The organism is Gilliamella sp. B14384G12 (assembly GCF_016101825.1).
GTDB classification, from domain to species: Bacteria; Pseudomonadota; Gammaproteobacteria; order Enterobacterales; family Orbaceae; genus Gilliamella; species Gilliamella apicola_N.
Genome location: NZ_JACFPU010000044.1, coordinates 1 through 513, shown reverse-complemented (window position 1 = coordinate 513; position 513 = coordinate 1). Strand labels below are relative to the sequence as shown.

The 513-nt window shown below is 41.5% G+C and carries 1 protein-coding gene; it reads right to left on the bottom strand.

The annotated features are described in order from the left end of the window. Nucleotides 1-513: contractile injection system protein, VgrG/Pvc8 family (locus H3S73_RS13580; RefSeq protein WP_198248926.1), on the bottom strand; the 513-nt coding region annotated here is incomplete at both ends.

The window sequence follows — 513 nt, the reverse complement described above, 5'->3', positions numbered from 1 at the left end:
CGGCAATCGTACTGCCTTTGATGCGGATATGTTGACCCGGAGCTAAATTGGCCTGATTACTTTTACCCCGAATAACAATTTGACGACTAATGGCATGTTCATGGCGAATGCGGGCATACCATTCACCACTTTCAACACCATTACTCGTATTACCAGAGTTAGTGCTAATATCACTGTTGTTATCGCGACTATTATCGTTATTATTGCCGTTACTGTCGCCGGTATCGATATCACCACTGTTTTCATCATCATCGTCATCATTATTATTGTTGGTGTCACTATCAATTCCATTATTGCTGTTACTATTACTATTTAATCCTTTATAGTGCTCATCATAACGGTAATCAGTGCCATAAGTGGTGTTATCTTTTTGTTGGCTGTTAACTTCACCCAGTAAATTCGCCTGCGCATCTCGGTAGTTATAATCCTGTACTTGTACCGAAGCTTCCACCATCTGACTGTGTAAGGTTATATCCCAGACACTTTCAACGCCGTTATCCAGTGTGCCACTCG